Source organism: Streptomyces sp. NPDC049887 (genome assembly GCF_040656535.1).
In the GTDB taxonomy this organism is placed as follows: domain Bacteria; phylum Actinomycetota; class Actinomycetes; order Streptomycetales; family Streptomycetaceae; genus Streptomyces.
The window spans coordinates 120,791-143,997 of sequence record NZ_JBFAMM010000003.1; the positions used below are offsets into that span (position 1 = coordinate 120,791).

22 protein-coding genes, 4 tRNA genes and 1 pseudogene are annotated in these 23,207 nt (G+C 73.7%); 10 read left to right on the forward strand and 17 right to left on the reverse strand.

Annotated elements, in window-relative coordinates; translation table 11 throughout:
- Positions 1–36 precede the first annotated feature (36 nt).
- Both AB0J10_RS04695 and AB0J10_RS04700 read left to right on the forward strand, forming a co-directional pair.
- Positions 37–450, forward strand: a complete 414-nt coding sequence (locus AB0J10_RS04695; protein WP_003959770.1) for an SsgA family sporulation/cell division regulator — start codon at positions 37–39, stop codon at positions 448–450.
- 192 nt (positions 451–642) lie between these two features.
- Positions 643–1,209, forward strand: a complete 567-nt coding sequence (locus AB0J10_RS04700) for a CGNR zinc finger domain-containing protein (protein ID WP_363057804.1) — start codon at positions 643–645, stop codon at positions 1,207–1,209.
- Positions 1,210–1,239: 30 nt separating this feature from the next.
- Here AB0J10_RS04700 and AB0J10_RS04705 read toward each other — a convergent pair whose 3' ends face one another.
- Complete coding sequence (locus AB0J10_RS04705; RefSeq protein WP_017945528.1) at positions 1,240–1,392, reverse strand: hypothetical protein; 153 nt, start codon at positions 1,390–1,392, stop codon at positions 1,240–1,242.
- 135 nt (positions 1,393–1,527) lie between these two features.
- Entirely contained in the window at positions 1,528–1,980 is a 453-nt protein-coding gene (locus AB0J10_RS04710; RefSeq protein WP_363057806.1) for a hypothetical protein, read from the reverse strand.
- A gap of 194 nt (positions 1,981–2,174) precedes the next feature.
- On the opposite strand from AB0J10_RS04710, the gene AB0J10_RS04715 reads away from it, so the two are divergent.
- Complete coding sequence (locus AB0J10_RS04715) at positions 2,175–2,681, forward strand: DsbA family protein (RefSeq protein WP_363057808.1); 507 nt, start codon at positions 2,175–2,177, stop codon at positions 2,679–2,681.
- A gap of 158 nt (positions 2,682–2,839) precedes the next feature.
- Here AB0J10_RS04715 and AB0J10_RS04720 read toward each other — a convergent pair whose 3' ends face one another.
- Genes AB0J10_RS04720 through AB0J10_RS04730 form a run of 3 tightly spaced genes read right to left on the reverse strand, consistent with a single transcriptional unit; the run spans position 2,840 to position 5,611 of the window.
- On the reverse strand, positions 2,840–3,679 hold the full coding sequence (locus AB0J10_RS04720) for a GNAT family N-acetyltransferase (RefSeq protein WP_363057810.1): 840 nt from the start codon (positions 3,677–3,679) through the stop codon (positions 2,840–2,842).
- Between the two features lie 58 nt (positions 3,680–3,737).
- Positions 3,738–4,565, reverse strand: a complete 828-nt coding sequence (locus AB0J10_RS04725) for an aminodeoxychorismate lyase (protein WP_363057812.1) — start codon at positions 4,563–4,565, stop codon at positions 3,738–3,740.
- Positions 4,565–5,611, reverse strand: coding sequence for a chorismate-binding protein (locus AB0J10_RS04730; RefSeq protein WP_363057814.1), 1,047 nt, complete (start codon positions 5,609–5,611; stop codon positions 4,565–4,567). The genes AB0J10_RS04725 and AB0J10_RS04730 overlap by 1 nt, the downstream gene beginning before the upstream one ends.
- A gap of 168 nt (positions 5,612–5,779) precedes the next feature.
- Here AB0J10_RS04730 and AB0J10_RS04735 point away from each other — a divergent pair.
- The 4 genes from AB0J10_RS04735 to AB0J10_RS04750 all read left to right on the forward strand — a co-directional run bounded on the left by AB0J10_RS04735 (position 5,780) and on the right by AB0J10_RS04750 (position 6,150).
- Positions 5,780–5,852 (forward strand) — tRNA-Gly (locus tag AB0J10_RS04735).
- A 36-nt stretch (positions 5,853–5,888) separates the two neighbouring features.
- Positions 5,889–5,962, forward strand: a tRNA-Cys gene (locus tag AB0J10_RS04740).
- Between the two features lies 1 nt (position 5,963).
- Positions 5,964–6,035, forward strand: a tRNA-Val gene (locus tag AB0J10_RS04745).
- A gap of 43 nt (positions 6,036–6,078) precedes the next feature.
- Positions 6,079–6,150 (forward strand) — tRNA-Val (locus tag AB0J10_RS04750).
- 119 nt (positions 6,151–6,269) lie between these two features.
- Here AB0J10_RS04750 and AB0J10_RS04755 read toward each other — a convergent pair.
- The 4 genes and pseudogenes from AB0J10_RS04755 to AB0J10_RS04770 form a co-directional block, all read right to left on the reverse strand.
- Positions 6,270–6,533 (reverse strand): zf-TFIIB domain-containing protein, encoded by a 264-nt coding sequence (locus tag AB0J10_RS04755; RefSeq protein WP_363057816.1) that lies wholly within the window; start codon positions 6,531–6,533, stop codon positions 6,270–6,272.
- 52 nt (positions 6,534–6,585) lie between these two features.
- Positions 6,586–7,536 carry an aminoglycoside phosphotransferase family protein gene (locus tag AB0J10_RS04760; protein WP_363058256.1) on the reverse strand — a complete coding sequence of 317 codons (951 nt, stop codon included), beginning with the start codon at positions 7,534–7,536 and terminating at the stop codon, positions 6,586–6,588.
- A gap of 344 nt (positions 7,537–7,880) precedes the next feature.
- Positions 7,881–8,087: a hypothetical protein gene (locus tag AB0J10_RS04765; protein ID WP_093656992.1), complete on the reverse strand. Its 207-nt coding sequence runs from the start codon at positions 8,085–8,087 to the stop codon at positions 7,881–7,883.
- Positions 8,088–8,276: 189 nt separating this feature from the next.
- Positions 8,277–8,534, reverse strand: a pseudogene (locus AB0J10_RS04770) (hypothetical protein); the annotation flags it as partial.
- 199 nt (positions 8,535–8,733) lie between these two features.
- Between AB0J10_RS04770 and AB0J10_RS04775 the strand changes: the two are divergent.
- Positions 8,734–9,939 carry a protein kinase gene (locus AB0J10_RS04775; protein ID WP_363058258.1) on the forward strand — a complete coding sequence of 402 codons (1,206 nt, stop codon included), beginning with the start codon at positions 8,734–8,736 and terminating at the stop codon, positions 9,937–9,939.
- Between the two features lie 93 nt (positions 9,940–10,032).
- Here the strand turns inward: AB0J10_RS04775 and AB0J10_RS04780 are convergent, their stop codons facing one another.
- The 8 genes from AB0J10_RS04780 to AB0J10_RS04815 form a co-directional block, all read right to left on the reverse strand.
- Positions 10,033–10,851, reverse strand: a complete 819-nt coding sequence (locus tag AB0J10_RS04780; protein ID WP_363057818.1) for an RNA methyltransferase — start codon at positions 10,849–10,851, stop codon at positions 10,033–10,035.
- Positions 10,852–10,915: 64 nt separating this feature from the next.
- Entirely contained in the window at positions 10,916–12,184 is a 1,269-nt protein-coding gene (cobA, locus tag AB0J10_RS04785) for a uroporphyrinogen-III C-methyltransferase (RefSeq protein ID WP_363057820.1), read from the reverse strand.
- A gap of 345 nt (positions 12,185–12,529) precedes the next feature.
- Positions 12,530–16,297 carry a nicotinate-nucleotide--dimethylbenzimidazole phosphoribosyltransferase gene (gene cobT / locus AB0J10_RS04790; RefSeq protein WP_363057822.1) on the reverse strand — a complete coding sequence of 1,256 codons (3,768 nt, stop codon included), beginning with the start codon at positions 16,295–16,297 and terminating at the stop codon, positions 12,530–12,532.
- A gap of 368 nt (positions 16,298–16,665) precedes the next feature.
- On the reverse strand, positions 16,666–17,880 hold the full coding sequence (cbiE, locus tag AB0J10_RS04795; RefSeq protein ID WP_363057824.1) for a precorrin-6y C5,15-methyltransferase (decarboxylating) subunit CbiE: 1,215 nt from the start codon (positions 17,878–17,880) through the stop codon (positions 16,666–16,668).
- A 352-nt stretch (positions 17,881–18,232) separates the two neighbouring features.
- A complete protein-coding gene (locus AB0J10_RS04800) occupies positions 18,233–18,871 on the reverse strand; it encodes a GNAT family N-acetyltransferase (RefSeq protein WP_363057826.1) in 639 nt (212 codons plus the stop codon).
- Between the two features lie 177 nt (positions 18,872–19,048).
- Positions 19,049–19,915 carry a MetQ/NlpA family ABC transporter substrate-binding protein gene (locus tag AB0J10_RS04805; RefSeq protein ID WP_363057828.1) on the reverse strand — a complete coding sequence of 289 codons (867 nt, stop codon included), beginning with the start codon at positions 19,913–19,915 and terminating at the stop codon, positions 19,049–19,051.
- 107 nt (positions 19,916–20,022) lie between these two features.
- On the reverse strand, positions 20,023–20,691 hold the full coding sequence (locus tag AB0J10_RS04810) for a methionine ABC transporter permease (protein ID WP_363057830.1): 669 nt from the start codon (positions 20,689–20,691) through the stop codon (positions 20,023–20,025).
- On the reverse strand, positions 20,688–21,764 hold the full coding sequence (locus AB0J10_RS04815) for an ATP-binding cassette domain-containing protein (protein ID WP_363057832.1): 1,077 nt from the start codon (positions 21,762–21,764) through the stop codon (positions 20,688–20,690). The genes AB0J10_RS04810 and AB0J10_RS04815 overlap by 4 nt, the downstream gene beginning before the upstream one ends.
- A gap of 586 nt (positions 21,765–22,350) precedes the next feature.
- On the opposite strand from AB0J10_RS04815, the gene AB0J10_RS04820 reads away from it, so the two are divergent.
- Together AB0J10_RS04820 and AB0J10_RS04825 are read left to right on the forward strand one after the other, a co-directional pair.
- The gene (locus tag AB0J10_RS04820; protein ID WP_283297871.1) at positions 22,351–22,710 is read left to right on the forward strand and encodes a hypothetical protein; all 360 of its coding nucleotides are present in this window, start codon (positions 22,351–22,353) and stop codon (positions 22,708–22,710) included.
- Between the two features lies 1 nt (position 22,711).
- Positions 22,712–23,158, forward strand: coding sequence for a hypothetical protein (locus AB0J10_RS04825; RefSeq protein WP_363057834.1), 447 nt, complete (start codon positions 22,712–22,714; stop codon positions 23,156–23,158).
- Positions 23,159–23,207: the final 49 nt, after the last annotated feature.

Here is a 23,207-nt window from a genome sequence, read left to right on the forward strand (position 1 = left end):
CCCCGAGCGCACACTGAGCGAAAGGCCCTGGCGCTTATGAACACCACGGTCAGCTGCGAGCTGCACCTGCGCCTCGTTGTATCGAGCGAGTCCTCACTGCCTGTACCCGCGGGCCTGCGGTATGACACGGCCGATCCGTATGCCGTGCACGCCACCTTCCACACCGGAGCCGAGGAGACGGTCGAATGGGTGTTCGCCCGCGACCTTCTCGCCGAGGGTCTTCACCGGCCCACCGGAACCGGCGACGTCAGAGTCTGGCCGTCGCGCAGTCACGGCCAGGGCGTCGTCTGCATCGCACTGAGCTCTCCGGAGGGCGAGGCCCTGCTGGAGGCGCCGGCGCGGGCCCTGGAGTCGTTCCTCAAGCGGACGGACGCCGCGGTCCCGCCCGGCACGGAGCATCGCCATTTCGATCTCGATACCGAGCTCTCGCACATCCTGGCGGAAAGCTGAACCAGGGCGAGGACAGCAGGCGCCGTCCGACTCGGGGAGACGGCACTGCGCGGAGAACCGCATAAGGGCACAGCTCCGGCGCCGTCGTCGCGGAATCCACCGCGACGGCGGCGCCGTCGCGTTCTCCGCGGACCGGCTAGAGTCAGCGCAATTCGGCGGGCGCCCAGCCCGCAGCAGGCCAGGGAGCGAATCGTGCTGATCCCTCACGACACCCGCATCGCCCTCGACATCGTCGTCGATCTGGTGAACACCGCGCCCGAGCGCGACGAGAGCCCCGAGGGCGACGAGCTCGGGGACGTACCGTCGCTGTACAAGTTCGTGCAGAAGTACAACATCAGTGACGTGGGCGAGCTCCGCGCACCGGACCTCGAAGCCGTGCGCGACGTGCGGAGCAGGTTCGAGGACGTGTTCGCCGCGCCGGACGCCCGAGAGGCCGCCGAGCTGATCAACCGGCTCGTGGCCTCGGCGGGGACCACACCACAGCTGACGGATCACGACGGCTACGACTGGCACGTCCACTACTTCGCGCCGGGCGCCTCGGTCGCCGAGCACCTCGCGGCCGACTGCGGCATGGCCCTGGCGTTCATGATCGTGGCGGGCGAGCAGGAGCGGCTGCGGCGCTGCGAGGCGCCGGGCTGCGGCCGCGCCTTCGTCGATCTGTCACGCAATCGCTCGCGCCGCTACTGCGACAGCCGTACCTGCGGCAATCGCCTGCACGTCGCCGCCTACCGGGCACGCCGCAGGGAAGCGGCCGGCTGAGTCCCGGTCTCATCACGCACGACCGCCGCTTCACAGCAGGAACAGGTCGTGGACCGCGGCCATGAGCAGAAGGCAGCCGATCACCCCGAGGAAGATCATCAGGGGCGGCTGGGAGAGCGCGAAGAGGCAGCCACGCGGCTCGTCTGAGGGGGCGGGGGCCTGGCCCCGGGAGGTATCCAGCATCTCGGGGTGATGATGACCCAGGACGGGCCCCGACGATCGTCCAACACGCCTGAACGCCGGGGCAGTTCACCGGATTCCGTGGTGGTGTTCGACGCCCGGGCCGCGCACTTCGGGGACCGGCCGGCTCCCCGCGGCTCAGATGCCGTGCTTCTTCAGAATGGCCTCGATGTCGCTGAAGTCGTCGTCCGCCCCGGCGGCGGACTGCTTCCCCCTGGCCTTGGCGGCTCCCCCGGCCCCGGCGCTCGGGCGGCCTGTCCCGCCGACCGCGGGCGCCGACGACGAGGGCCCGACCGCGCGCGGTCCGGCGGCGTCCGCCGCGGACACCCTGGCCAGCCTGCGCCGCTCCACGGTGCGCGTGGTCATGAACAGTCCCCACGCCGCGCCGAGCACGCCCACGCCGACCCAGGCCGTGGGGCTGAAGACCGTGCCCGCCGCCCACTCCACGACGCCCGTCAGGACGAGGCCCAGGGGAACGAGTGCGTACGCGGCGATGCGGGCCGCCGTGAGGAAGCGCTTCCGGTACGCCGCGACCGCGGCGATGCCCAGTCCGGCCGCGGACACCGCGGCACAAATCGTCTCGGCAATCATCCGGTCCTCCAGGCGAGCGGGACGGCACCCCGGGGGGCGCCCCGGGGAAAGCGGTCACCTCCATCCTGCACCGGGCGACGGGGCCGGGGCCACGGACCCGGCCCACCTCAGGGAGATCTCCGGGACGGCCTCCTCCTGAGGTGCCGGGCAGGTCCGGGTTGGGAGCCGGTCGGCACGGCTGGAAGACTGACCCCATGAGCGACCCCTCCCCCGCCCCCGTCGTCCTGGACGTCTGGTGCGAGCTGCAGTGCACCGACTGCCGTACCGCCCTCTCCGACCTGCGGGCCCTGCGCGCGCGCTACGGCGACCGGCTGGAGCTGCGACTGCGCCACTTCCCGCTGGAGAAGCACAAGCACGCCTTCGCCGCCGCGCAGGCCGCGGAGGAGGCCGTCGAACAGGGCAAGGGCTGGGAGTACGTGGAGGCCGTGCTCGCCCGGGTCGAGGAGCTGGACGGTGAGGGCGAGTCCTTCCTCGTCCGGGTCGCCCGTGAACTCGGCCTGGACGCCGAGGAGTTCGACACCGCCCTGGTCGACGGGCGGCACATCCTGATCGTCGACGCCGACCAGGCCGAGGGCAGGGCGATCGGGGTCACCGGCACCCCGACGTACGTCATCGGCGACGAGAGGCTCGACGGCGGCAAGAGCCAGGACGGGCTGCGCGAGCGCATCGAGGAGATCGCGGACCGGCTCCTCGCGGAGTGACGCGCGGCCCGCGCCCGCCCGGCCGTACGCGCGGCACAACCGGGTCCGGCGCTCGCGACCCTTCCCCGGGCCGGAGGGCCGGGGGGTGACCCCCTGCACCGGACACCGGTCCTGACCGGGCCAGGAGCCGGGCGGGTTGCTGCCCGCCGCGACACCCCCTAGACCAGCGGCTTGGCGAGGTGGTGGAAGGCGGTCCGATAGCCGAGTGACGCGTAGAGGCCGACGGCCCGGGCGTTCCCGGCGGCGACGTACAGGCCGAGCACGGGCGCGCCGGCCTCGTGGGCGATCCGCTCGGCGACCAGCATCAGGGCGCGTCCGCAGCCCCGGCCGCGGTGCTCCTCGGCCACGTGCACGTCGTACACGTAGGCGCCCCGTTCTTCCGGACGCGGCGCCCGTCGCGCGACCCAGACGTGCCCCACGGTGCGACCGTCCACGACCAGCGCGCGCAGCCATGCGCCTCGGGTCCCGAGGCCGTCGGGGAGCTTCTTCAGGTGGTCGGCCTCGGACCGGGCGCGGGCGCGGTCCGGTGGCAGGCCCCGTTCCGTCCAGGTGCGCGCGTACCGCTCGACGGCCGCCGACCGCCACGACGCGAACTCCGCGTCCGTGAGAGGGCGACTCACCGTTCCGGCGGGCAGAGCGGGCGGCTCGGGCGGCAGTTCCTTGCGCAGGGTGCGACCGGTCTCGGTGTACCAGAGCGCGCCGGCCAGGCGCAGGACGGCGGCGGCGTCCGCGGGGACGACTGCCACGACGCGGCTGCAGCCCCAGCCGCGCAGCACCTCCTCGGCCGCGAGCGCCGCGACCGTGCCGCGTCCCCGGCCCCGGTCCCCCTCGTCGATGCCCAGGGACCGCACGACACCGGTCGACGGACCGGCGTCCGGGTCGCGGGCGAGTTCGACGGTGCCCACGGGCCTGCCGTTGACGCAGACGTCGTAGCCGCGTGCCTGGGCGCCGTCCGCGCCCCGCTGAAGCGGCCCGGTCGGCCGCAGGGTGGTGGTCATCAGGGGTGTTCTACCTGCCCGGAGGCCACCCGTCACCACGCCCGTACGGACTCGTTCCTCAGGGCAGCGGATCGGGGTCCGCGGCGGCGTGCTCCTCGAAGATCCGCATGGCCTTGGCCGTCAGGGGGCCGGGGGCGCCGGGCAGCTCACGGCCGTCGACGCGGTGGACGGCCTGGACGTCACGGGTCGAGGAGGTCAGGAAGATCTCCTCGGCGCGCTCCAGCACGTCCATCGGCAGGTCCGCCTCCTGCGCCCCGGTCCAGTCCGCGGTCAGCGCGCGGGTGATCCCGGCGAGGCAGCCCGAGGAGACGGGCGGGGTGAACAGCTGGCCGTCGACGACGACGAAGACGTTCGAGCCGGTGCCCTCGCAGAGCCGCCCGACGGTGTTGGCGAACAGCGCCTCGGACGCGCCCTGCTCGTGGGCCCGGGCGAGGGCGACGACGTTCTCGGCGTACGAGGTCGTCTTCAGCCCCGCCAGCGCACCGCGCTCGTTGCGGGTCCACGGCACGGTGACCACCGCGGTGGTGTCGGGCCTGCGCGTGGTCGCGGCGAGGGCGACGACGAGGGAGGGCCCCTTGTCGCCGCGGTCGGAGCCGAGCGGGGAGAACCCGCCGGTGTAGGTGATCCGCAGCCGGCCCAGCGGCATGGGGTTGGCCTCGAGCACGGCCGTGCAGGCGCGGCGTACCTCGTCGTGGTCCGGGTCGGGCAGGCCGAGGCCGCGGGCCGAGCGGGTGAGCCGGTCGAGGTGCCGGGTGAGGGCGAAGGGGCGGCCGTCGGTCGCCTTCACGGTCTCGAAGATGCCGTCGCCCACGGTCAGCCCGTGGTCGAACACGGAAACCAGGGCTTCGTCGGCGCCCCGCAGCCCACCGTTGACCCAGATCCTCATCACACGGTCCTTCCACTCTGCGCGTACGTTCCCGACGCTACCGCGAGCAGCCGGGACGCCTTCAGCTCGGTCTCGTCCCACTCCCGCTCCGGGTCGGAGCCCCAGGTGATCCCGGCGCCGGTGCCGAAGCGGAGGACCCCCTGGGAGCGGTCGATCCAGAAGGTGCGTATGCCCACGGCCAGCTCGCCGGTCGCCCGGTCCGCGTCGACCCATCCGATGCCGCCGCAGTACGGGCCGCGCGGTGCCGTCTCCAGCCCGGCCAGGATCCGCAGGGCGCTGGACTTCGGCGCTCCGGTGACCGAGCCCGGCGGGAAAGTGGCGTCCAGCAGCTCGCGCCATCCGGCGCCGGGCAGGAGCTCGCCGCGGACGGTGGACACGAGGTGGACCAGGCCGGGATGGGCCTCGACGGCGCACAGGGCCGGGACGGTCACGGACCCCGAGGCGCTCACCCGCCCGAGGTCGTTGCGGACCAGGTCCACGATCATCACGTTCTCGGCGTGGTCCTTCTCCAGGAGGTCGGCCGCCGTGCGGCCGGTCCCCTTGATCGGCCCGGACTCCACCGTGCTCCCCTCCCGGCGCAGATAGAGTTCGGGCGAGGCGGTGGCGATCTCCACGCCGTGCGCCGGCAACCTGATCGTTCCCGCGTAGGGGGCGGGGTTGCCGCGCGCGAGGAGCGCGGTCAGGGCGTCGACGTCGGCGGCTGCGGGATCGGGCAGCGGCGCGGACAGCACCCGGCAGAGGTTCGCCTGGTAGACCTCGCCGGCCGCGATGTGCTCCCGGATGCGGCGCACCCCGGCGGTGTACGCGACCCGGTCCAGGGACGAGGTCCAGTCCCCGGCGGCGGGTCCGCACCAACGCGCCGGGTCCGGCGCCGGCACCGGCTCGGGCCGGACGTCACCGAAGCGGGCGCAGGTCAGACGCCCTTCGAAATCGGCGGAGACGGCCCAGAAGCCGGACGAGTCCAGCGCCTCGGGGTCGCTGGTGACGTCCCTGAGGTCGGTGGCGACGAGGCCGCCGAAGCGGGCCATGGGAGCGAGATCGTGCACGGCTGTGAGTCTATGGCGGGGCCCGGGCGGCCGCTCCGGCGCGCACCCGGAGACCAACCCCGCGTGAGCACGGCTCAGCACGCTGCGGAAACGCGTTTTTGTGCTGGCCCAGGAATCCGCTAAAGTTCAACACGTCGCCGGGACGCGGAAGCGGGCCGGAAACGACAGGCGGACGTGGCTCAGTTGGTAGAGCATCACCTTGCCAAGGTGAGGGTCGCGAGTTCGAATCTCGTCGTCCGCTCGAATGAGGGGGATCTTCCCGACCCCCGCACTCCGGGGTGGAGTGGCCGAGAGGCGAGGCAACGGCCTGCAAAGCCGTCTACACGGGTTCAAATCCCGTCTCCACCTCCAAGGACGATTAGCTCAGCGGGAGAGCGCTTCCCTGACACGGAAGAGGTCACTGGTTCAATCCCAGTATCGTCCACGCAGCACACGCAGTACCCACGGCCTCCGGGCCGTGGTCCCGAGGACGATTAGCTCAGCGGGAGAGCGCTTCCCTGACACGGAAGAGGTCACTGGTTCAATCCCAGTATCGTCCACAGTCCGGTGCCCCCGGTCGCAGTGCGCGGCCGGGGGCACCGTCGTGTTTCCCAGCGCCTTCGCCGCCGGGTCCCGGTCACCCCGGGGGGAACCGGTCCCGGGAGCGGCCGGCCGGTCGTCAGGACGAGAAGAGCATCCGCCCGAAGCCCCGCCCGCGGTGGTGACCGCCATGGTGCGGGGCGCCCCAGGCCGGCTGCGCGGGCGCCGGATAGCCCTGCGGGGCGGGCGGCGGAGGCTGCTGCACCCACTGGCTCTCCAGACGGGTCAGCGCCTCCAGTTCACCGTAGTCCAGGAATATCCCCCGGCAGCCGCTGCACTGCTCGATCTGGACGCCGTTGCGGTTGTACGTGTGCATCGGTGCATGGCACTTGGGACACTGCATCGTTCGGTCAGCTCCTCGCCGCTCGGTCTCATCGGGTGATCCCGTTCCCAATCTACGACGGGATCATGTCGTCCAACTCGGGCGGGAGGGAGGCAATTCGGGCGCATGCGTCGGTCATCGCCCGTTCCACGTCGTCGAGATCGCGCCCCTCGGCGGTGCTCCTCGCCACGGCGAGGGCCGCGGCCTGGACGGTCACGGCGCGGGCCGGCACGTCGAGCGGTGGCCACGGATCGGCTCCGCCGGGCCCCGCGGCCGGGCCGCCGGCGGCCCGGTAGGCACCCAGGAAGCGCGCCCACACGTCGGGGGCGAGGAGGCCCGCCGCGAACCATGCCGCGGGACGCGCGAGGTCCCAGGCGGCGTCGCCGAGGCCGAGGTCGTCGACGTCGATGAGCTGCCACGGGCCCTCGCCCGCGGGATGGCGGACCAGTTGGCCCAGATGGAGGTCGCCGTGGCACAGCCGGGCGGGCACGGGCGCGGGGGCCTCGTCGCGTGCCCAGGCGGGTAGCCGGCTCCAGGCGCCGAGCACGGCGCACGCGGCGGGGTGCGCGGGCGCTGCCGAGCGCATCCGCGCCACCGCGGCGGCGGCCTTGGCGGGGCCCCGCATCGCGGGCAGCGGGCCGGGCAGGGCGTCGGGCGGCACCGAGTGGAGCCGGGCGAGCAGCGCCGCGGCCTCCTCCCAGGGGGCCGCGTCCGGGTCGGCGGGGTCCACCGGACTGCCGTAGGGCCAAGCGGTGACGGGGCGCTCGCCGAGGTGCGCGGTGCCCCGGACCGGAGGCAGGAGTATCCCGGCGAGTCGCGGATGTGAGGCGACGGCGATCCGCACGCGGTGCGCCTCGGGGTCCGTCCACGGCGCGTGGGCCTTGGCGACCGCGGGGCCGTGCCGTACGACGACGGCGTCGGCCCGTTCGGCCAGCACGTCCGCCTCCTGCCCGCAGGCCCGGCACGCACCCCGCGGCCCGGGCACGTGCGCGGCCTGCCGCGCCACCTCCGCAAGGGCGCGCACCAGCGCGCGATCGCTCCGCTCCACGCGCCGAGGGTACGGGCAGGGGCGCCCGGGCCTCCGGCGGACCTTGGACCGGTGGTGACCGAAGGCCGGGGCCGGTGGCACACGGATGCGAGGTCGGGACGGGCCCCGGAGTGCCGCGTGCGGGGTGGAAGGGACGGCGACGGGGTCGCCGTCCCTGGCTCGGGGACCGGAACGGCGCAGTCCAGGCCGGAGCAATGGCGCCGGCCGGCCAGCTCCCCAGCTGGCCGGCCGAGCGCTGCCGTCCGCCGCACCCCCGTCCCCACGGGGTTATGGGTGGGATGTCCCCGGCCCGGGCCGCTCTCCCGGGCCCGGGGCGCCGCTCAGCGCCCCAGCATCACGCCCACGGACGACGCCTGTGTGACCACTGCCTCCCAGCCGCCGAAGACGACGACGAGCAGGGTCGCGAGGGGGAGGACCATGGCCGTGGCCACCAGCGGGTGGCGACGGCCGCCGGGACGGCCGTCGAACGCGGCGAAGGCCTTGCGCCCCTGCGTGCGGATCATGGTCCGCGATGCCGTGTCCGCCATGGTTCCTCTCCCGTCGAGTCGGCGCGGCGGGTGCGTGACCTCGGGGGACGAGTGCCGCCCCCGCCGCTTGACCTCAAGACTAGGGAGCCGGGAGGTTCGCCACGTCATGCCCGCGTACCGATTGGCGGGCCTCCGGGAGGATGAGTCAGGCCGGCCCGATGTACTCCCCTGGGTGGAGAAGTGGACCTCGGTCTGGGGGTCTTTCCGGAGGGGACGGCGGTCTCCGGGCGCCTCGGCGGGCGCGGGCCGCTCGACCAGCGCCAGTACCCGGTCTGCCATGAGGCGGGTCGTTTGCACGATGGAACCGGAACGCGTGACTTCGCTCACCTCGACCACCCCCCGCCGGACCGCGGTCCCGGCCCGCCGTCCCGCCCGGCTTGCCACCACTTCGTACGTCCCCCTCGTGTCCCCCGCGTCCACGGTCATCTCCGCTCGGTCGCCCTCCACCGATCCAACCCCCCTTCTGCCGCGCCTCGTTGGGATCGCGCACGGGTCAGCGGCCGTGGCTGCCCAGGGCTTCTGACCACTGCTCAATTCCCCCACCGGGCACTGACACTCGATCGGCCCGCGAGGGCGCGGCCTATGAGCACACCGGCCCGCGGGTACGTAAGCTGTGCCACGTCAGAAGGACCACCGGCCGGCGGGGATGAACATGGCGATGATGCGGCTCCGGCGCGAGGATCCGCGTGTCGTCGGCTCGTTCAGACTGCACCGGCGACTGGGCGCCGGGGGCATGGGTGTCGTGTACCTGGGCTCCGACCGGCGCGGCCAGCGCGTCGCGCTGAAGGTGATCCGCCCGGACCTGGCGGAGGACCAGGAGTTCCGGTCCCGCTTCGCCCGCGAGGTGTCGGCCGCCCGGCGCATCCGGGGCGGCTGCACCGCCCGGCTGGTCGCCGCTGACCTCGAGGCGGACCGTCCCTGGTTCGCCACCCAGTACGTACCCGGTCCGTCCCTGCACGACAGGGTGGCCGGGGAGGGCCTGCTGTCCGCCGCCGAGACGGCCTCCGTCGGGGCGGCGCTGTCCGAGGGGCTCGTGGCCGTCCACGAGGCCGGGGTGGTCCACCGGGACCTCAAGCCGTCGAACATCCTGCTCTCCCCCAAGGGCCCCCGGATCATCGACTTCGGCATCGCCTGGGCCACCGGCGCGAGCACGCTGACCCACGTCGGCACCGCGGTCGGCTCCCCCGGCTTCCTCGCCCCCGAGCAGGTGCGCGGCGCCGTGGTCACCCCCGCCACGGACGTCTTCTCGCTGGGGGCCACGCTGGCGTACGCCGCGACCGGCGACTCCCCCTTCGGGCACGGCAGTTCCGAAGTGATGCTGTACCGGGTGGTGCACGAGGAGCCGCAACTGCACGGCGTGCCGGACGCGCTGGCCCCGCTGCTGCGCGCATGCCTGGCCAAGGACCCCGAGGAAAGGCCCAGCACCCTGCAGTTGTCCATGCGCCTGAAGGAGATCGCGGCCCGTGAGGCGCAGGGGCTTTCGGAGGTGCGTCCCCCGGCGCAGCGGGAACGGACCGAGCAGGAGCTGACGCCGGGGCGCGGGACCGCGCGTTACACGGAGCGGACGACACGCGGCAGGCCGCCGGCCACGGGGGGGAGTTCGGGGCCGGCCGCGTCCCGGGAACGGATGCCGGGACGGCAGGCCCCCCGTACGGGCGGCTCGCGGCCGCCGCAGTCGCGTGGCGGCGCGAAGACGGGCGGCCGGCCCGCGTCCCGGCCCGGGGCCAGGACGACGTCCACCGGGCGCAGGCCGGCCAACCCCCGCCTGCTGCGCCAGCGGATCTTCGTGTTCGTCGTGGTGACGCTCTTCGTGGCGCTGGGCATCACGGTGGCACAGGGCCTGCGGGGCTAGGGCGTGCTTCGAGAGGGGCGTCGCCGGCCCTCGGCCGGACGGGACTCTCGCGACACACCGTAGGCGTGACGGGCCCCGCTGAGACCGGACCGGTCAGTTCCCGGGGCGGCCCGTGGCCACCGCGTAGAAAGCCACCGCCGCGGCCGCGCCGACGTTCAGCGAGTCCACGCCGTGGGCCATCGGGATGCGCACCCACTCGTCGGCCGCCATCAGGGCCTGCGTGGACAGTCCGTCGCCCTCGGCGCCCAGCATCAGCGCGACCCGGTCCAGCCGGTGCGGAGCGGCCTCGTCGATCGGCGACGCCTTCTCGTCCGGGGTGAGCGCGAGCAGCTTGAAGCCCGACTCCCGTACGGTCTCCAGTCCTTTGGGCCAGGAGTCGAGGCGGGCGTACGGAACGGAGAACACCGCTCCCATCGAGACCTTCACCGAGCGCCGGTAGAGCGGGTCCGCGCAGTCGGGCGAGAGCAGCACCGCGTCCATCCCGAGGGCGGCGGCACTCCGGAAGATCGCCCCGATGTTGGTGTGGTCGTTGACCGATTCCATGATCACGACACGGTGGGCGCCCCGCAGGAGCTCGCCGGCCGTCGGCAGTGGCCTGCGCTGCATGGACGCAAGGGCGCCCCGGTGGACGTGGTATCCGGTGACGCGCTCGGCGAGGTCCGGACTGACCGCGTACACCGGCGCAGGAACCTCGTCGATCACGTCGCGCATGACGTCGACCCACTTGGCGGACAGCAGCATCGACCGCATCTCGTAGCCGGCGTGCCGGGCGCGGCGGATGACCTTCTCCCCCTCGGCGATGAACAGGCCCTCCGCGGGCTCGCGCTTGCGCCGCAGTTCGACGTCGGTCAGGCCCGTGTAGTCACGCAGACGCGGGTCCTCGGGGTCGTCGACGGTGATGAGATCTGCCACAGGGTGATACTGCCTTGTCCGGGGAGAGGTGCCAACGGGCGGGACGGAGTTCCGTTACCGATGGTTACTTGTGCGGGCCCTCGGCGACGACATCGCCGATGACGATGACCGCGGGGGGCCGGACGTCCTGCGTCCTGACGGTCTCTGCGACCGTCGCGAGCGTCGCGTCCACCCGTCTCTGGGCGGCCGTGGTGCCCTCCTGCACCAGTGCGAGCGGGGTGTCCGGCGCCTTGCCGTGGGAGACGAGCGCCTCGGCGATGGCACCGATCTTGTCGACACCCATGAGGATCACCAGTGTGCCGGTCAGCTTGGCGAGCGACTCCCAGTCGACGAGCGAACGGGGGTCGTCCGGCGCGACATGACCGCTCACCACCGTGAACTCGTGGGCCACCCCGCGATGGGTGACCGGGATACCGGCGGCGCCCGGGACGGAGATCGAACTGGAGATGCCCGGCACGACCGTGCAGGCGATACCGGCCTCTGCCAGGGCCTGCGCCTCCTCCATGCCGCGGCCGAAGACGAACGGGTCGCCCCCCTTGAGCCGCACGACCGACCTGCCCGCCTTGGCGTGCTCGACGAGGGCGTTGTTGATCGCCTCCTGCGCCATGAAGCGCCCGTACGGGATCTTCGCCGCGTCGATCACCTCGACGTGCGGCGGGAGTTCGTCGAGCAGGTCGCGCGGGCCGAGACGGTCGGCGATGACGACGTCGGCCTCGGCGAGGAGCCGGCGGCCCCGCACGGTGATCAGGTCGGGGTCGCCCGGGCCGCCGCCGACGAGGGCGACGAACGGCGTACGGTCACGGCTGTGCGGTGCGGCGAGGGAACCGTCGCGCAGGCCCTCGACGATGGCGTCGCGCACGGCTGCCGACCGGCGCGGGTCCCGGCCCGTCAGCACCGCGACCGTCACCCCCTCGCTGCGCCCGGTGGCCGGTGTCCACGCCGTCGCCGCTTCGGCGTCGTCGGACCGCACGCACCAGGTCTTCGTCCTCTCCGCCTCGGCGGAGGCGGACTCGTTGGCGACCGGGTCGCTGGTGGCGACGAGCGCGTACCAGGCGCCGGCGATGTCCCCGTCCTGGTAGCGGCGGCGGGCCCAGGTGATCTCCCCCGCCTCCGCCATGGCCTCGACGGACGGGGTCGCGGACGGCGAGACCAGGGTGATGTCGGCCCCGGCCGCGATGAGGGCCGGGAGACGGCGCTGGGCGACCTGGCCACCGCCCAGGACGACGACGCGACGGCCCGTGAGGCGGAGTCCGACCGGGTAGGCGGGATGCTCCTCGCGGGAGTCGGGCTGCGGGTGCGCGGGGCTCTTGGCTTGCTCGGCGGGCTCGACCATGGCGGTGCGGCTCCTCGGTGCGGCGGTGCGGGGCCGCTGCGACGGTGAAGCGGCTGGTGGGAACGGGTGGGGCGGTCCTGGCGAACACGATACGGGGTGCGGGGCGCGGCGTTGCGAGCGCCGGGAGGGACAGCCGCGCCCGGGGTGGGCCGCACCTCGCTCCCCTACGGCGCGGCATCCGCACGCCGGTCGCCGCGCGGACGTGCACGCCGACGCTCGCAACGCCGGCACGGACGCGGAACGCCCGCGCACAGCCGTCGGCGCGGACGCGGAACGCCCGCACCCAGGTGCGGAATCGGCGCGGACGCGCCACCCCTGACGGGTGGCGCGCCCCCTGCCGCGGCGCTACTTCTCCGTGACGCCGGCCGAGTCGAACGTCGCCACCTCGTGCATCGCGCGGGCCGCGCTCTGGACGAGCGGGAGCGCGAGCAGGGCGCCCGTACCCTCGCCGAGGCGGAGGTCCAGGTCGACCAGCGGACGCAGGCCCAGCTTGTTCAGGGCGGCGACATGGCCGGGCTCGGCACTGCGGTGGCCGGCGATGCACGCCGCCAGGGCCTCGGGCGCCACCGCCCGGGCGACCAGTGCCGCGGCACCCGCGGAGACGCCGTCCAGGACGACCGGCGTACGCAGCGACGCACCGCCGAGGATGAAGCCGACCAGGGCCGCGTGCTCCAGGCCGCCGACCGCCGCTAGGACGCCGACGGGGTCGGCCGCGTCCGGCTGGTGGAGTTCCAGTGCACGGCGGACGACATCCACCTTCCGGGCGTGCATTTCGTCGTTGATCCCGGTGCCGCGTCCGGTGACCTCCGCCGGGTCCACCCCGGTGTAGACGGAGATCAGCGCGGCCGACGCCGTGGTGTTGGCGATGCCCATCTCACCGGTGAGCAGCGCCTTGTTGCCCGCGGAGACCAGGTCGCGGGCGGTCTCGATGCCCACCTCGATGGCGGCGAGGACCTCCTCGCGGCCGAGCGCCGGGCCGGTCGTGAAGTCGGCCGTTCCGGGGCGCACCTTCCGCGGCAGCAGCCCGGGGGTGGCCGGGAGGTCGGAGGCGACGCCGACGTCGACCACGCAGACCTCGGCACCGACCTGGTTGGCGAAGGCGTTGCAGACCGCTCCCCCGCCGAGGAAGTTCGCGACCATCTGGCCGGTCACCTCCTGGGGCCAGGCCGTGACTCCCTGGGCGTGCACCCCGTGATCGCCGGCGAAGATCGCGACGGCCGCGGGCTCCGGGATCGGGGGCGGGCACATCCGGGACAGTCCGGCCAGCTGCGCGGAGATGATCTCGAGCATGCCGAGAGCGCCCGCGGGCTTGGTCATCCGCTTCTGCCGCTCCCACGCCTCACCGAGCGCCTTGGCGTCCAGCGGGCGGATGTTGGAGACGGTCTCCTGGAGCAGGTCGTGGGGCTCCTCGCCGGGCAGGGCGCGGCGGCCGTACGTCTCCTCGTGGACGACCCAGGACAGCGGCCGCCGCTTGGACCAGCCCGCCTGCATCAGTTCGGGCTCCTCGGGGAACTCGTCGACGTATCCCACGCAGAGGTAGGCCACGACCTCCAGGTGCTCGGGCAGGCCGAGCGCGCGAACCATCTCGCGCTCGTCGAAGAAGCTGACCCAGCCGACGCCGAGCCCCTCGGCGCGGGCGGCGAGCCAGAGGTTCTCGACGGCCAGGGCGGAGGAGTACGGCGCCATCTGCGGCTGGGTGTGCCGCCCGAGGGTGTGGCGGCCGCCGCGTGTCGGGTCGGCGGTGACGACGATGTTGACGGGTGTGTCGAGGATGGCCTCGATCTTCAGTTCCTTGAACTGCTTGGCCCGCCCCTTGGGCAGCGACTCGGCATACGCCTCGCGCTGGCGCTGGGCGAGTTCGTGCATCGAGCGCCGGGTCTCGGCGGAGCGGATGACGACGAAGTCCCAGGGCTGGGAATGGCCCACGGAGGGCGCGGTGTGCGCGGCCTCCAGGACCCGGAGCAGGACGTCGTGCGGGACGGGGTCGCTGCGGAAGCCGTTGCGGATGTCCCGACGCTCGCGCATCACGCGGAGCACGGCTTCGCGTTCGGCGTCGGCGTATCCGGGCGCCGCCGTGCCGTGGGTCTCCTCGGCAGTCGCCTCGACGTCCTCGCCGGCGCCCTGTGCCCCGTCGGCGACCGGGTGTGCCCCGGGCTCCGGGCCCGGCTCGGGCTCGGGCTCGCGCTCGGCGGGCGACTCGGGGCCGGCCCCCGGCCGGAGCTCGGCGGGCGACTCGGTTCCGGGGGCGGTTTCCACCGCCGCGGCCGGTGGGGACGCGGCGGCCGCGTTCCCGGCGGCCTCCGGTACGACGGGCCGTTCGGCGTCCGCGGCGGCCTCGGTCCCGGACGTCCGTTCGGCCGCGGGCACGGGGCCGACCGCCCCGGGCTCACCGGTGGAGCGGTCCTCGGCAGCCGGTGCGGGGGTCCCGGCCGGCTGCGTGGCGTCGAGGGGTTCGGCGCTCCGCCCGCTCGGCCCCGCCTGGTGGGCCGCAGGGGTCTCGTCCTCTCCCTCGCGGGGGGCGGGCACGACGGCGACGGCCTCCGGCTCCGGAGCCGCACCGCCTCCGGCTGCGACGACGGGGTCCGGAGCGACGACGGGCTCAGCCGACTCGGTCGAGGGCGCCGGCACGGACCCGGACACTCCGACGGGCCGGGGCGCCTCCAACGACGCGGGCTCCGGCTCGGAGACCGCGACGGCCTCCGGGGAGGCCCCAGGGGAGGACGTGACGACGTCGGGGGCGGGCAGGGGGGACTCGGCGGCGGGCAGGGGGGACTCGACCGCAGGCTCGGCGGAGGCCGCTGGAGCCCCGGGTCCCGGCTGCCCCTCCTCGACCGCCACGATCACGGCCGCCGGCGGGGTCGCGGGCCGGGGACCCGTCGCCAGGGAACCCTCCACGGCCGCGAACTGCCCGGTGGCCATGGACTCCGGTGCCGCCTCGGCGGGCGCTTCGCCCGGCTCGGGCGCCGCCGGTTCGGCGGCGGAGGCGGGGACGGCCTGCGGGGGGACCGTTTCGGCGGGGACCGGGGCGACCGCCTCGGATGCGGCTTCCTCGGGGACGGTCACGGCGGTCCGGGGCGGCACGTGCCGGGCGGCCCACTGGGACGCGCCCTGCGGAGGGATCTCGCCCAGCTGCGGACCGGGCAGCAGGTCCGCCTCGTCACGCGGTACGTCCAGGTACTCCGGTGCGCCGGCCGGCTGACCCGCGGCGGGTGCCGTCACGGCTCCCTGCCGGGAGGCGGCGGGGCCGCGGTCGGCGAGTGAGCGGACCACACCGTTGTTCGCCTCGGGGACCGGCGGGCCCATGTGGAGAGGGCGGCGGGCGGGGGCCGGCGTCTGCGCGGGCGCGGCGGGCGGCGGCATCCGCACACCGCCGAGATCGAGGGATCCGGAGTCCCGACCGCCGGCCTCGTGGGCGCCGGCCTCGTGGGCGCCGGTCTCGTACAAGAGCTGCCCCACCGCGGCCTGCGGGTCCGCGGGCCGACCGTGCGGAACGGCCCGACCGTGAACGTACTGCCCGTCGTCGGCCGTCGGCTGTGCCGGTGCGGGCGGCTGCCCCGGAACGACGGGCTGTCCGTGCGCGGCGGCCCCGGCGGTCGCTGCCTGCTCGGCCGCCACCGGGCCGGCAGCGGCCTGCGCGGGGGCGGCCTGCTCCGGCCCGCCCGGGCCGGGGGTGGCCTGCTGCTCCGCCGCTCGGAGCCGCTGCTCGTGGACCGTGTACTGCTGCTCCTGCGCCGTGTGCTCGTGCGGCTGCCCGGTCCCCGGCACGGCGGCCGCCCCGGCCCCGGCGTACCCCGGCGCGGGCTGCGCGCCCGGAACCTGCTGATACCGGGCCGCCGCGGTGTCCTGGACGACCGGTACGGGCTGGACATGACCGGCGCCGTGAGCCGCCGCCGGGGCCGGCTCGGGCGCCGCGGGCGGGGCCGCGGCCGGGTCGCTCCACGCCCCCTGTGCGCCCGGCATGAGGAGCAGGTCGTCGTCCTCGGTGACGGCTTCTGGGGCACCGCCGGAGTGGTCGAGGAAGGTGTACGCGCCGGGAGCGGGGACGCCCGGCTGCTCCACCATGCCTGCGTTCTCCGGCAGTCCCTGGCCCGGGACCTGGCCGGTGTCAGTCATGCGTACCCCTCGCCCATCGGTTGTGCTCCTTCAGACCTTCGCCCGGGACGCCCGATCGCGGCACACACCCGTGCCCGTCACTACAAGAACGAGCGTGTGCCCCACGCGGCACGAAAGCCCGCGGACACAAGCATTGTCGTGGGCGTTCGCGTCCGCGGCAGCAGGATCGGTCACGGTTCGGTGTGGACTGCGCCACGTTGCGCGTCCCCCGGTCACGCCGTACCACAACCGGGGTCAAAATCGCCCCCTATTCCGGATATTGGTGAGCGAATCGACCAACGACCGGCTGCGGTACAACGATCGGCCAGCCTACCGCGCCACGGTTTCGCGCCCGGTCCAGGGGCGGCCGGGGGACGGCCGTCGAACGATCAGGAAGCGTGTTCCCGACGCCGGCCGGCGAGCAGGAAGACGACCGACCGCTCGCGTTCCGACCAGTCGTCGGTGTCGAGCTCGACGGACTGGAGGAGGGCGCACTCGACGGTGTAGCCGCCCTCCGTGAGCGCGGCGCCGATCGCCTCGGCCTCGTCCCGGGTGGAGGCGTGGGTGACGATCCGCTCGGGCCTGCGGTCGGCGCAGGCGGTGACGACGGGGACACCGCCCCCGCCGATCCGCACGACGTCCGGCTCCGGAAGCCGCTCCAGTACGTGCGGCGCCCGGCCGCGTACGGTCTGCAGGAGGACGCCGTGGCGGCGGGCGGCGGCGTCCGCCCGGATGCAGGCGGCGGGGTCGTCGTCGACGGCGATCACCGCGGCCCCGAAGCGGGCCGCGTCGGCGGCAAGCTCCCCACTGCCGCAGCCGACGTCCCACACGAGGTCGCCCAGGCGGGGTCCGAGCCGGGCGAGTTGGGCGGCGCGCAGCTGCAGCGACTCGCTCTCGGCGGCCGGCCGGCCCTCGCCGCCCGGCAGGGCCCAGCCGCGTGCCTGTGCGGAGTGCCCGAACTCCCCGCCGGCGACCCAGCCGGCGCCGCCCTGGGCGCCGGCGGCGCCGCCGATGACGATGACGACGTTGGGGTCGCGCCAGCTGTGGTCGGCGACCTTGTCGGAGGTCAGGACGGTGACCTGCTCGCGTTCGGTGCCGAGTTCCTCGCAGATCACGAAGGTGCGGTGGACGCCGTCGAGGAGCAGGGCGAGTTCGGCGGGACCGGCCCCCGGAGAGGTGAGGACGGCGACCTTGGGGTGGGCCCGGCAGACGTTGACCGCGCGGCGCAGCGTGCGGCTGTGGGCGACGACGATCCGGGCGTCGTCCCAGGGCATGCCCGCCCGGGCGAAGGCGGCGGCGACGGAGGAGACGGCGGGAACGACCTCCACCTCGAGGCCGTGCTGCGGTGCGCGCAGGGTGCGTACGACGCCGAAGAAGCCCGGATCGCCGTCGGCGAGGACGACGGGGCTGCCGCGGTGGCCCGCGATCCTGCGGGCGGCGAGGTCGACGCTGCCGAGGCGGATGCGCTCGGCGCCCGGCGGTACTTCGGGAAGCGCCAGGTGATGGGCGGCCCCGGCGACGAGCGTGGCCGCGGACAGGGCGGATCTCGCGGCCGCGGTCAGCGGCGAGCCGTCCCAGCCGATCACCGTGACCCGGTCGGCCATCGTCGTCTTTCTCCTGGTGTCGTCGCAGGTGAGGACCGTACCCACGGGGTGCGGGGCAGGCAGGGCCGAGGGTACCCGGTGTCGGTGACGGGCGGTGGTGCGGGCCGCTGCGGTGCGGGTCCGCCGGTCGTTCCGGATCCGTACGGCCCGACCCGCGCCCGAAGGGCACCTCGCGTCCCGAGGGGACGATACGGGCGTGCTCGTCTCCCGGTGCGTCCGGCCGGGGACCGCGTCGTCCGCCTCCCGGTGCGTTCGTGGCGGTCGGGAGGGCGTCGTTCCCGGACGCCGTGCCCGGCCGGGCCCGTACGCGTTCCGAGGGCCAGGTCCGCGGCCCGGCGACGCCGCCTGCCGGTCAGTTCCAGTCGGTGCAGGCCCCGAACCCACCCGCCTCGGCCATCTGGTCGGCGACCCCTTCGAGGTCCTCGGGGAGCAGGCTCCAGACGATGAAATCGGTGCGCAGATCGGCCCAGCCCCCGCTCTCGGTGCGGGTGCGGGCTATGCAGGCGCCGCGCAGGACGCCCTCGCTGATGCAGCCGATCTTCTGGGCGACCTGCTGGGAGGCGGTGTTGTCGGCGGCGGTGCGCAGTTCGAGGCGCTCGAAGCGCTGGTCGCGGAAGAGCCACTGGGCGGTGGCGAGGGCCGCCTCGGAGGCGTAGCCCTCGCCGCGGGCCCAGGGGGCGATGATGTACGACATCTCGGTGGCGCGCACCCGCCAGTCGGTCCTGCTCAGCTGGATCACCCCCACCAGGCGCTGGGTGAGGAACTCGGTGACGGCGAGGTCTATGCCCCGGCCCGCGGCGCGTTCCGTGGGGGCGCGGTCCGCGATCCAGCCGTGGGCCGCGGACTCGGTGTAGGGCTGGGGCACGGCGGTCCAGGCGGCGACCTGCTCGTCGTTCATCATCTCGGCGAGGGCGGGGGCGTCGGCGGGTTCGAGCGCGCGCAGCACCAACCGCTCCGTGCTGATGGAGATGTCCGGGAAGGTGGTAGTCATGCGCAGCTCCATGCCGAAGACCGTCGTAAGGGCCGTAAAGGCACAGCATGCAGCATCGGGGCGGCGGTGTGCATGGCCGGGTCGCAACGGCCCTCGATACGCCGCGGGCCCCGCGCACCACCGGGGTGCGCGGAGCCCTCTTTCATCGGTACGTCCTCAAGGGCCGTACGGACGGTGTCACTTGGCGGGAGCGCCGAACGCCGGGACGACCGAGCCGGTGTAGGTGTCCTCGATGTACTGCTTCACCTCGGGTGAGTTGAGGAGCTTCGCGAGCTTCGCGACGCGCGCGTCCTTCTCGTTGCCCTTCTTGACGGCGAGGAAGTTGGCGTAGGGGTTGCCTTCCGCCTTCTCCAGGACGAGCGCGTCCTCGGAGGGCTTGAGGTCGGCCTCGATGGCGTAGTTGCCGTTGATGACGGCGGCGTCGACGTCGTTCAGGGCGCGCGGCACGGTCGCGGCCTCCAGCTCCTTGAACTCCAGGCCCTTCCTGTCGGTGATGTCCGACAGCTTGGCGCTGGTGCCGACACCCGGCTTGAGGGTGATGAGGCCGTGCTCGGCGAGGAGCTGGAGCGCGCGGCCCTCGTTGGTGGTGTCGTTGGGGACGGCGACGGTCTGCCCGGGCTTGATGTCCTCGACCGACGTGGCCTTCTTCGAGTACAGGCCGAGTGGCTCGAGGTGGACGTCGACCACCGGGACGATGGTGGTGCCGTTCTTCTTGTTGAAGTCGTCCAGGTACGGCTTGTGCTGGAAGAAGTTGGCGCCGACCTGGCCGGACTGGGTGGCGGTGTTCGGCAGGACGTAGTCCGTGAACTCCCTGACCTCCAGATCGAGGCCGGCCTTGTCGGCGAGGTTCTTCTTGACGAAGTTCAGGATGTCGGCGTGCGGGGTCGGCGAGGCCGCGACGACGAGGGGCCCGGACTCCGCGGCCTTGCCGCCGGACCCGGCCGCGGCCGGGTCGGAGGCGGTGCCGCAGGCCGTGAGGCCGAGCGCGAGCGCGGCGGTGGCAGCGGCGGCGGCGAGCTTGGTGTTCTGTCGGTGGTTGCGCACGAAGAGTGCCTCTTTCTGGTGTTGCGGTGATGACGCCCGGACAAGGAGTGCGGGCTCGCTGGAGGTGCCGGGGCGAAGCGCCGGCACCGGGTGGTGCGGGGTGGTGGTCAGGCGGTGCGGCCGCGGCGGGCCAGCAGTCGGACGATTCCGTCGCCGATCAGCTGTACGGCCGTGACGATCCCGATCAGGACGACGACCGTGACGAGCATGAACTCGGTCTCGAACCGCTGGAAGCCGTAGGTGACGGCCTTGGAACCGAGGCCCTCCCCGCCGACCGCGCCGGCCATGGCCGAGTAGCCGACGAGCACGATCACGGTGGTGGTGACCGCGGCCACGATCGAGGGCAGGGCCTGCGGGAGCAGCACCTTGCGGATGATCGTCGGGACGGATCCGCCCATGGACTGGACGGCTTCGACCAGTCCGTGGTCGACCTCGCGGATCGCCGTCTCGACGAGTCGCGCGAAGAACGGGATGGCGCCAACGGCCAGCGGCACGATCATGGCGGTGGGGCCGATGAAGGTGCCGACCACGGCCGTGGTGAAGGGGATCAGCGCGATCAGCAGGATGATGAACGGCAGCGAGCGGCCGATGTTCACGACGACGCCGACGGCCTTGTTCACGGGGGTGTTCTGGAGCAGTCCGCCCTTGTCGGTGAGGACGAGGAGGATGCCGAGCGGCAGTCCGCCGAGCGCGGTGACCAGGGTCGACCACAGGACCATGTAGAGGGTGTCGAGGGTGCCCTGGGTGAGCAGGGGCTGCATCTCCGACCACGTCACTTGACGGCCTCCTTCACCGGTGCGGTGTCCCGGGCCCCGCTGCTCTGCGCGGGCACCGCGGACGACGCGTCCTCGTCCACGACGTCGACCTGCAGCCCCTGTTCGCGCAGGAAGCCGACGGGTACGACGTTGTCCTCGTAGCGGCCGGGGAGTTCGATGCGCATCCGGCCGATCTGCTTGCCGCCGACGGTGTCCATCGCGGCGCCGAGGATCGAGATGTCGATGTTGTAGGTGCGGGACAGCTGGGAGATGACCGGCTGGGTGGCGGCGTCGCCGTGGAAGGTGACGTCCACGACGGTGCGGTCCGGACCCGAGGCGTCCCCGGTGACGGGGAACAACTCGTGGGCGAGCTCGGAGCCGGGGGTGGCGAGCAGTTCGCCGACCGTGCCGGACTCGACGATCCGGCCCTGCTTCATCAGGGCGGCGGAGTCGCAGACGGTCTTGACGACGTCCATCTCGTGCGTGATCAGCAGCACGGTCAGCCCGAGCTGCCGGTTGAGGTCGCGCAGCAACTGGAGGACGGACCGGGTGGTCTCGGGGTCGAGGGCGCTGGTGGCCTCGTCGGAGAGCAGCACCTTGGGGTCGCCGGCGAGGGCACGGGCGATGCCCACGCGCTGCTTCTGGCCGCCGGAGAGCTGTCCGGGGTAGGCCCCGGCCTTGTCGGCGAGGCCGACGAGGTCGAGGAGTTCGAGGGCGCGGCGGGAGCGTTCGGCACCGGACACGCCGAGGATCTCCAGCGGCAGCTCGACGTTGTCCCGCACGGTGCGCGAGGACAGCAGGTTGAAGTGCTGGAAGACCATGCCGATGCGGCTGCGCGCCCGGCGGAGTTCCTTCCCGGCGCGGTTGCCGCGTCCGGCGAGGGCGGTGAGGTCGGTGCCGTCGACGACGACGCTGCCGGAGGTGGGACGCTCCAGCAGGTTCACGCAGCGGATGAGGGAGGACTTCCCGGCTCCGCTGCGGCCGACGACGCCGAACACCTCGCCCTCGCGGACGTGCAGGTCGACTCCGTCGAGAGCGGTGATGTCGCGGCCTCGCGACCGATAGACCTTGGTGAGGCCCGTAGTGGTGATCACAGGGTTTCCGTCACTGTCGAGTGCACGGCGCGGGGTTCCCTCGCCGGGCACGGGGCATGTCGTCTTGGGGACAGCCGGCGCAGCACGGGCGGCCGGTTCGGCAGCGTGTGCGCGGGCAGGCTCGGTCCGTCGCCGTCACGGCGGACACGGCATGGCTGTCGGGGTCTCGCTTCGGGGCGCGAGGCTCAGGCAGGGGCCCTCAGAAGGCGCACATTCGACACATACAACGAGCACCGGGCGTCGTCATCGCCTCGGTCGCAAGGGTGCGGCTGCTCGTCGTGGTCATGCGGCCAGTAAAACAGACCGACCCGGGAGCGGATCACGACCGTCCGAATAGCGGAATGCTTGAGTCCGGAATCCGGATGCCAGGCGATGCCGGCGGTCCCCACTCCTCCCGGCCGTGACCTGCGCGGGGACACGGCCGGGAGGGCGGGGGCGGCGGTGCCGGCGGCCGGCTCGGGCGCGGCCCGGGTTGTGGCCGGCGCCACGGTCGTCGTCCCGGGGGCGACGCCCGCGCCCCGCCCGTGCACGGGTCCCGCCGGGGCCGCGCGCATGGGGTCTTTTGGCCCGTAATACGCTCTCACCCATGCTCGTCGCTCTGACCGTCGCGGTGTCCGTGGCCGCTCTCGCCCTCGCCGCCTGGTGCGGTTTCGCCGCGTTCCGGGACCAGCCCACCAAGGACTGGCACTTCATCGGCATGGCCGTGGTCACGCTGCTGGCTCTGGTCCAGCTGGTGATCGGGGTGGTGCAGCTGGCGAGGGGCGAGAAGGCCGACGAGGGTGCGACGATCTTCATCGCCTATCTGATCGGGGCGTTCGCCGCGGTTCCCGCCGCCGGGTTCCTGTCGCTGGCCGAGCGGACCCGCTGGGGTTCGGCGACGGTCGCGGCCGGGGCGGTCGTGCTCGCGGTGCTGGAGGTCCGGCTCCACGACATCTGGGGAGGCTGAGATGGCCGGCGAGACGGGGACGACCGCGGGCTCCACCGAGGGCCGCGGCCTGGAGGCGTCGGCGACGAGGCTGGTCAAGGGCCCCGGGCTGCTGCTGGTGTGGCTGTACGGGGTGATGTCGGTGGGCGCCGTGTCACGCTCGGTCTTCGAGATCGCCACCGCGTTCGAACGCGCCCCGCTCGCGTACTCGCTCTCCGCGATCGCCGCGGTGGTCTACGCGTTCATCACGTACACCCTGTTCCGCGGCGGTGAGAGGGCCCGCAGGGCGGCACTGGTGTGCTGCGCCGCGGAGCTGGTGGGCGTGCTGACCGTGGGCACGTGGACGCTGGTGGACCCGTCGGCCTTCCCGGACACCACGGTCTGGTCCGGCTACGGCATGGGGTACCTGTTCATTCCGGTACTGCTGCCCGTCACCGGACTGCTCTGGCTGCGCCGGGGCCGGGGCTGAACCCGACCCCGCGGCCACACGCCGAACGCCGCCCGCCCCCCGGCGTACC

Excerpts from the sequence above, each read along its gene's own strand:
- AB0J10_RS04715 (WP_363057808.1), top strand. The coding sequence starts at position 2,175 with ATGAGCGACCCCTCCCCCGCCCCCGTCGTCCTGGACGTCTGGTGCGAG.
- AB0J10_RS04720 (WP_363057810.1), bottom strand. The coding sequence starts at position 3,679 with ATGACCACCACCCTGCGGCCGACCGGGCCGCTTCAGCGGGGCGCGGAC.
- AB0J10_RS04775 (WP_363058258.1), top strand. The coding sequence starts at position 8,734 with ATGAACATGGCGATGATGCGGCTCCGGCGCGAGGATCCGCGTGTCGTC.
- AB0J10_RS04725 (WP_363057812.1), bottom strand. The coding sequence starts at position 4,565 with ATGAGGATCTGGGTCAACGGTGGGCTGCGGGGCGCCGACGAAGCCCTG.
- AB0J10_RS04820 (WP_283297871.1), top strand. The coding sequence starts at position 22,351 with ATGCTCGTCGCTCTGACCGTCGCGGTGTCCGTGGCCGCTCTCGCCCTC.
- AB0J10_RS04705 (WP_017945528.1), bottom strand. The coding sequence starts at position 1,392 with ATGCTGGATACCTCCCGGGGCCAGGCCCCCGCCCCCTCAGACGAGCCG.
- AB0J10_RS04825 (WP_363057834.1), top strand. The coding sequence starts at position 22,712 with ATGGCCGGCGAGACGGGGACGACCGCGGGCTCCACCGAGGGCCGCGGC.
- AB0J10_RS04755 (WP_363057816.1), bottom strand. The coding sequence starts at position 6,533 with ATGCAGTGTCCCAAGTGCCATGCACCGATGCACACGTACAACCGCAAC.
- cobT (WP_363057822.1), bottom strand. The coding sequence starts at position 16,297 with ATGACTGACACCGGCCAGGTCCCGGGCCAGGGACTGCCGGAGAACGCA.
- cbiE (WP_363057824.1), bottom strand. The coding sequence starts at position 17,880 with ATGGCCGACCGGGTCACGGTGATCGGCTGGGACGGCTCGCCGCTGACC.
- cobA (WP_363057820.1), bottom strand. The coding sequence starts at position 12,184 with ATGGTCGAGCCCGCCGAGCAAGCCAAGAGCCCCGCGCACCCGCAGCCC.
- AB0J10_RS04710 (WP_363057806.1), bottom strand. The coding sequence starts at position 1,980 with ATGATTGCCGAGACGATTTGTGCCGCGGTGTCCGCGGCCGGACTGGGC.
- AB0J10_RS04765 (WP_093656992.1), bottom strand. The coding sequence starts at position 8,087 with ATGGCGGACACGGCATCGCGGACCATGATCCGCACGCAGGGGCGCAAG.
- AB0J10_RS04800 (WP_363057826.1), bottom strand. The coding sequence starts at position 18,871 with ATGACTACCACCTTCCCGGACATCTCCATCAGCACGGAGCGGTTGGTG.
- AB0J10_RS04695 (WP_003959770.1), top strand. The coding sequence starts at position 37 with ATGAACACCACGGTCAGCTGCGAGCTGCACCTGCGCCTCGTTGTATCG.